Source organism: Mesorhizobium sp. (genome assembly GCF_004962925.1).
GTDB lineage: Bacteria > Pseudomonadota > Alphaproteobacteria > Rhizobiales > Rhizobiaceae > Mesorhizobium.
The window spans coordinates 357-7,309 of sequence record NZ_SUEO01000274.1; the positions used below are offsets into that span (position 1 = coordinate 357).

The following is a 6,953-nucleotide window of genomic DNA, read 5'->3' on the forward strand; positions in this document are numbered from 1 at the left end:
TTGCAAATGCGGCGCTGATCGCAGCAGTCCTGATGCAGGCATATCCGTGGCCCCTTGCGGTGCTCGCCGGCCTGTCCGTCGGGGTTGCCATCGGCATCCTCAACGGAGCGCTGGTAGCCTATCTGAAGCTGCCATCCTTCCTGGTCACCCTGGCGAACATGGGACTGTTTGCCGGCACGGCGCGCTGGCTTACCGATCTGCGCTCGATTCCGGTCTCCGATCCCACGTTCACCGGCCTTTTCGGCTCCGGCAGCCTTTTTGGTATCCCGTCCCTGGTTTTCTGGACCGCCGGAGGCGTAGCGGTGGGCCACTATGTGTTTCGCAGCACCCGTTTTGGCGCCCATGTCCATGCAGTAGGAGACAATCCGGCAGCGGCGCGTGCAACCGGCATCAGGGTTCCGCATGTCCGGTTTTCGGTTCTCGTGCTCAGCGCCACATGTGCGGCATTGGCCGGCCTGCTTTATGCCGGTCGGCTCAACGCCGCGCGCTATACCTTTGGCGAGCTCGATCTCCTCACCGTAATCGCGGCCGTGATTGTCGGCGGCACGCGGCTCAACGGGGGTGTTGGCACCGTCCTCGGTGCGCTGATCGGATCCCTGATGATGGGCATGCTCAACAATGGCCTGATCCTCATGGGCCTCGACGTTTCGCAACAGATGATAATTCGTGGCCTGATCATCCTGGGTGCGGTTGCACTGACACTTCGGGATCCGAACCGATGATCTTATGCCAGCAACGCAATGATGAGTGAAGGAATCACCATGGGCGACACCCAAACCCCGATTCTTGCACTGCGTGAGATCCACAAGGCATTTGGCGGCATCACCGCCATCCAAGCATTCAATCTCGACATCATGCCAGGCGAAATAGTTGCGCTGGTCGGTGACAATGGCGCTGGCAAATCAACGCTGGTCAAGATCATCGCCGGCGTCTTCCCGGCAACCTCAGGTCAGATTGTCCTTGGTGGAGAGGAAGTCCATTTTGCCAATCCCAGACAGTCTCAGGATCGAGGCATACAGGTCGTTTACCAGGACCTTGCACTTGCCGACAGCCAGCCCGTCTACATGAACATGTTTCTGGGTCGTGAGAAGGTAAAGGGGCTGCTGCGCCGCCTGGACCGGAAAGCGATGATCAGCGAGACCGAAGAACTGGTGCGGGCGCTCGACGTGCGGATACCGTCGGCCCGGGCCAGGATACGCGAGCTTTCCGGCGGCCAGCGTCAGGGCGTCGCGATTGCCCGCGCGACACATGGGGCAGGCAAGCTCATCCTGATGGACGAACCGACGGCCGCACTCGGCGTGGCAGAAACCGCAAGGGTGGAAAACAGTATCAGGACGCTCAAGGCCGACAACCGGGCAATCCTGATCGTCAGCCACAATCTCGATCAGGTATTCCGGCTGGCCGACCGCATCTGCGTGCTGCGCCGCGGCGTACAGGTGGGTGTCAAGCGCACCAGCGAGACCACAAACAACGAGATCGTGTCCATGATTACTGGCCTGATCTCTTCCTGAGGGGCGCCGCCAGTACGTTCGACCGAAGCCTCAAGAAGAACCTCACGAAGGTGAAATTTTCATGTTCATGCAACGACTTATTGATCGCAATCCAGGACTCCTGAAGACCGCAGTCGATCTGCATCAGGCCGGCCGCATACCCGCCAACACATTCGTCATCGACCTCGACGCAATAGCCGAAAATGCACGGATCCTGAGTTCCACGGCCGAAGGCCTGGGGCTCAGGACGTACATCATGACCAAGCAGTTCGCCCGCAACCCATTCGTCACGAAGGTCGCGCAGGCGGCCGGTCTTGGTGGCGTGGTGGCCGTCGACATCAATTGCGCGCTGATGGCCCGCCGCTTCGGAATCCCGGTTGGCCATATGGGTCATCTCAATCAGATCCCGCGCCATCAGGTGCCAACCGCCGTTGCGATGCGCCCCGAGGTTATCACTGTCTATAACGTCGAGCATGCCAGGTGGATCGACGAGGCAGCGGCCGACCAGGGCGTAGTTCAGGATCTACTGATCCGCGTCAGCGCGCCCGGCGACATTTTCTTCGACGGGCAGGAAGGTGGGTTCCAGGAGCATGAAGTGGCGCAGGTCGCCGGTGCGATCGGCAAGCTCGGAAACGTTCGGCTGGGGGGCGTCACTGCTTTCCCCTGCATCCGGTACAATCTCAATCGCGGTGAAAAAGCCGAGCCCACGCCAAACCTGTACACAGTCCTGCGCGCCGCCGAGACGCTCCGCGGCATGGGCATCGAGGTCCGGCAGATCAACACGCCAGGCAATACAGCTTCCGACACAATGGCCGTCCTTGCCGCTCATGGCGCGACCCATGTGGAGCCAGGCAACGGCGTCTCCGGCACCACGCCGAATCACGCCTACCGAAACGACCTGCCGGAGCGACCGGCCTACGTTTATGTCAGCGAGATTTCGCATCACGTTGGTGCCCGCGCCTATGCGTATGGCGGCGGAGTCTATCACGACATGCATATCCCTGGTTCGCCGGGCGCCCTCGTGGGCTCGACCTGGGAAGAGACCAAGGACAACGGCGTCGAGTATCTCCACGAGATAAAGCAGGTAATCGATTATCATGCGGTGCTCGAACCCGGAGCCAATTGCCGACCCGGCGATACGGTGCTGCTCGGCTACCGTACACAGATGCAGATGACGCGTTCCTATGTTGCCTGTGTGTCGGGGCTGTCGAAAGGCCAGGGCCGTCTTCACACTATCTTCGACTGGGCGTGCACACCGCTCAACGACCAGCTAGAGCCCGTCTCGCCCGCGGTCGTTCGAGGGGAAGTCGACGGACTGCTCGCTTTATAACGGCAGGAAAAGTTGTTGTGCTAGCTAACACAGGCTGTTGCGGGGCCGGGAGGCCAAGCGTTGAGCAGCACGTGAGACACCTGCTTTTGCAGTCGCATCCGCCGGCTGACGCATGCGTTTTACCTGGCAGTGGTCAGCATGACGTGTCAGACCGTGCGTCCTTCGTTGTCGAAGAAATGCAGGCGCTCGGGTGCAGTCTTCAGTCCGACCTCGGCGCCAATTTCGGGCGCTATCCCTTGGCTATGGATGACGAGGCAAGTCTGGCCTCCGTCCAGTTCGACATGAATGAGCGTGATAGCGCCAGACCTTTCCGCGTAGCGTGGTGTTTGAGGGCGCGACAAGCGACAGGTGCTCAGGTCGAACGCCGACCGATGCCGCCGTGACGGGCACGGATGAGTTTTGGGTGATTGGCTGGCCGCCGGCTACTGGTAGGATGTTCATTTTCGGACTGCCGATGAACTGGGCGGTTCGGGGCCCTTTGTAGAGTTCGTGGGGCGAACCGACCTGCTCGATCTTTCCGTCGCGCAATACGACTATCTTGTCGGCGAGGGTCATGGCCTCGACCTGGTCGTGCGTCACGTAAATCATCGTTGTTGACAGGCGCTGGTGCAGCGCCGCGATCTCGGAGCGCATGTGAACACGCAGTTCGGCATCGAGGTTCGAAAGCGGCTCATCGAAGAGAAAAACTTCGGGATCGCCGACGATGGCGCGGCCGATGGCCACGCGCTGGCGCTGTCCGCCCGACAGTTGCGGGGGAAACGGTCAAGCAACGGCTCGAGCTTCAGCGTTGCGGCCGCTTCCGAGACGCGTCGGGCGCGCTCCTCGGCAGGCACTTTGCGAACCTTGAGGCCAAAGCCCATGTTGTCGCGGACCATCAGGTGGGGATAGAGCGCGTAGGACTGGAACACCATTGCCACGCCAATTTGGCGCGGCTCGATAATGTCGTCACCTGCGCCGCGATCATTACCGCCAAGAGAATCCCGGAACAGGACTGGGCGCACTGGCAGCGTGTGCTCGGCGTCAATCTGCTGGGCACCTTCTTCACCGTTCAGGGGTGCGGTGCAGCGCATGCAGGGCAGTCCCGACGGTGGAAACATTGTCTGCGTGGCTTCTGACGCTGGCGTGCACGGTGGCGGTGGTCTGATCGCCGACACGGCCTATGCAGCTTCAAAGGCCGGCACGCTGTCGCTGGTGAAGTCCGTTGCGCGCGAACTGGCGGGAAAGAAGGTGCGCATCAACGCCCTCAATCCAGGGCCGACCCGGTTCGCCGATGCACTCCCATATCGACCAGGCCCTCAAGGATCGCATCGCAGCCAACCTGCCGATTCGTCGCATGGGGCAGCCCGACGACATGGCTGCCGCGATACTGTTCCTCTGCTCCGGCGCCGCAAGTTTCGTCTATAGCGCTGCGCTCGACGTGGATGGCGGCTCGATGTTCCGCTTAGCAGCATGCGACGGCCGTGGCGCTTTGCGTCCGGACGCCAGTACTCGATCTCCTTGTCTGCAGTGACTTCGAGTTATCTATGCGAGTTCGACACTGCTCGGCAGGAAGGGCCTTCATGCAGCCTATATTGTCGGGGCCTAAGGAGAATGAGGAACACCTCACACCAGCCGTCCACTGCCGCGCGAGACGGTCGACCCACGGAACCGCGCCCATACCGCGCGATGCCAAGTGTCCTGTCGTTGCCGGCCAGAGCGCACGAAAGCGTTGATCAGGTTGGCCAAGGCGCCGATAGGAGGGCCGTGTATGTGGAGCGAGCCGGAGCGCGTGGTCTCTATCCCGCCAATCAACGCACTCGTGTTGATTTTCTGATCAGCTCGCATGGATCCACATTTAGCGCGGTTGCAATCCTACCAAGAACGCTGACGCTGGCTGAAACTCGGGCACGCTCGATCGATCCGACGTAGCGCATGCTTAGTCCAGAACGGGCGGCCAGTTCCTCCTGCGTCACTTTCTGGTCATGGCGCAAACGACGCATGTTCACCGCCATAATCTCCTTGAGATCCATGTCGGATTAGGGACCAGAAAGGGAATTATCGTTCTAGGAATGATAGTTCCTATTCGTTATGGTCGGAACTGGATCCAAAGGTTCGTTCCTCTGCGATCTCCACCGAAACATAAGCGATGAATCCTATGCTCAAGCCCTTACTTGATCCCGATGTCGCCGACGTTGCGCCGGATGCGCCGATCCTGACAGGCTATGACGAGGAGCGATTGCTCACCTACATCCGTCTGCTCGACGCTGCCGCAGAGGATGCGGACTGGCGCGAAGTGGCGAGGATCGTCCTGCACATCGATCCCGAGCAGGAGCCCGAGCGGGCGTTCCGGGCATGGGAGACTCATCTTGCCCGCGCACGGTGGATGACGACGAACGGCTACCGGTATCTTCTAGCCGGCGGCGCGCCCCACTAAACGTCGTTGGCAGCTCGCTATGTTTTGCTGATCCAGCACAGCAGTTCTCCATAATTTTGCGCATCGCCACGGGCGAATATCTGATCTAGAACGATGAATTCGTTGCGGTGCGGGAGAGGATCTCGGTGCGGACGAAACTACTCACGACACTGAGTCGCGGAGCGGCACCAGCGCCAGCGGCAAACTGCCCGAAATGGCATCTTCGATTTGCCTCAATCCTGACCGGCTATGACGAGGAGCGGCTGCTCACCTATGTTCGACTGCTCGACGCGACTGCCGAAAAGGCAGCTGGCGCGAAGTGGCGAGGGTCGTCCTGAACGTCGATCCCGAGCAGGAGCCCGAGCGGGCGTTCAGGTTGTGGGAAGCTAGCGACAAACGGCTACCGATGTCTTTTGGCAGGCGGTGCGCCACACTGAGCGACCGCCGCCTGTTTGCCGCGCTTTGCCGAATCAGCGCTTTGCTGACTCTCTTGGCCCTGTCTTCGTCGGGCAGACCGTCGGCTTCAAAGAGGTCGAGGACCGAATCTGGCTGGCTAGCTTCATGGATTATGATTTGGGACTTCGATGATGAGAAATGCAGGCTCGAACCACTTGAGAACCTCTTCGGACGAAAAGCGCTAGCCATTCTCAGGTATAAACCGTAACCAGTATGTCCAAATCCGACCCATACTGAGAGGGCTTCGAATCTGTCGCCGCTGATCTAGAAGCGCGCGCGTTCAATGACCGTGGTCGTAACAAACGGCGTGGCCACAGCGACAATATTAGCCCGACCACCAAGCAGCCGCCTCCGATTCGGTGCGGCCTTCACCGACGCCGATAGTAACAAGAGAGCGGCTGTGGAAGCGTTCAGGAAAGCCAGGTGATCCAAACCGACTAGCTCCAGACTATCCAACGTATTGCCGTCATTAAAGTTCGCGCAGGTTCGCACAAAGCCGGTGCAGTCAAATCACATGACAATTGGTGCTCCATCGAAGATCAATGATTCTATCAATGGCGTGTCGCTAATTGATTAGGCGCTAATATGGGCCGTCGAGTAGGCAGGGATCGGGGGCTACCGAATCAGACGAGGGATATTCGCATGGCCACAATGCATTTCACCTGGGGCGCCTCGGCGGCCCAGGCCGCGGCCACTGGCTTCAACCTGGTTGATCTTCAATACGCGTCGTCAGTCAACGCATTGCCGGATGGCTCGAAGGCCCTGATCTGGCTCGGCGAGAGCAATGGGGTAACCCAGTCCTTTATCGACAAGGTAACGCCTCTTATCGGCAATCCGAAGGTTCTTGGATTTTTCCTGACCGATGAGCCTGATCCCACCGGCAAATACCATACCCAAGTGAGCGCTGCCAACCTGAAGGCGGAATCCGACTGGATTCATGCCCATTTTCCGGGCGCCAAAACTTTTATCACCCTGATGGACATGGGGTCGTTCGCAGATTCGGATTATTCCAATACCTACAATCCTGCCAACACAGGCATCGATTATTATGGGATAAACCCTTATCCCGTGCGCACGACTGCGGTGGACTTCAACTACATTGATAGAGCCGTGGCTGCCGCGTTGGAAGCAGGCATCCCGCAGAGCGCGATCATTCCGGTCTATCAGGCGTTTGGCGGCGGCGGCTGGGCGACCAATACGGGCGGGTCATATGTCATGCCCACGACGTCCCAGATGCAGACCATGATGGACCACTGGGAAAGGCTGGTTCCCAATCCTGCCTTTG

General features: G+C 59.6%; 5 protein-coding genes and 3 pseudogenes. 6 read left to right on the forward strand and 2 right to left on the reverse strand.

Annotated elements, in window-relative coordinates:
- The 3 genes from E5W87_RS32255 to E5W87_RS32265 form a co-directional block, all read left to right on the forward strand.
- The coding region (locus E5W87_RS32255; RefSeq protein ID WP_292407058.1) for an ABC transporter permease at window positions 1–722 on the forward strand (722 nt) is incomplete at its 5' end.
- Between the two features lie 39 nt (window positions 723–761).
- Window positions 762–1,511, forward strand: coding sequence for an ATP-binding cassette domain-containing protein (locus E5W87_RS32260; protein ID WP_292407060.1), 750 nt, complete (start codon window positions 762–764; stop codon window positions 1,509–1,511).
- 67 nt (window positions 1,512–1,578) lie between these two features.
- A complete protein-coding gene (locus E5W87_RS32265; RefSeq protein ID WP_292407072.1) occupies window positions 1,579–2,820 on the forward strand; it encodes an alanine racemase in 1,242 nt (413 codons plus the stop codon).
- A 146-nt stretch (window positions 2,821–2,966) separates the two neighbouring features.
- On the opposite strand, the pseudogene E5W87_RS32270 reads toward E5W87_RS32265, so the two are convergent.
- Window positions 2,967–3,809 (reverse strand): annotated as a pseudogene (locus E5W87_RS32270) (ABC transporter ATP-binding protein).
- Between E5W87_RS32270 and E5W87_RS36205 the strand changes: the two are divergent.
- A pseudogene (locus E5W87_RS36205) lies at window positions 3,729–4,261 on the forward strand (SDR family NAD(P)-dependent oxidoreductase); the annotation flags it as partial. The pseudogenes E5W87_RS32270 and E5W87_RS36205 overlap by 81 nt on opposite strands.
- 346 nt (window positions 4,262–4,607) lie before the next feature.
- Here the strand turns inward: E5W87_RS36205 and E5W87_RS32290 are convergent.
- The gene (locus tag E5W87_RS32290) at window positions 4,608–4,829 is read right to left on the reverse strand and encodes a helix-turn-helix transcriptional regulator (RefSeq protein WP_292407066.1); all 222 of its coding nucleotides are present in this window, start codon (window positions 4,827–4,829) and stop codon (window positions 4,608–4,610) included.
- A gap of 125 nt (window positions 4,830–4,954) precedes the next feature.
- On the opposite strand from E5W87_RS32290, the gene E5W87_RS32295 reads away from it, so the two are divergent.
- Both E5W87_RS32295 and E5W87_RS32305 read left to right on the forward strand, forming a co-directional pair.
- Complete coding sequence (locus E5W87_RS32295; protein ID WP_292407070.1) at window positions 4,955–5,233, forward strand: DUF2285 domain-containing protein; 279 nt, start codon at window positions 4,955–4,957, stop codon at window positions 5,231–5,233.
- Window positions 5,234–6,310: 1,077 nt separating this feature from the next.
- A pseudogene (locus E5W87_RS32305) lies at window positions 6,311–6,953 on the forward strand (calcium-binding protein); the annotation flags it as partial.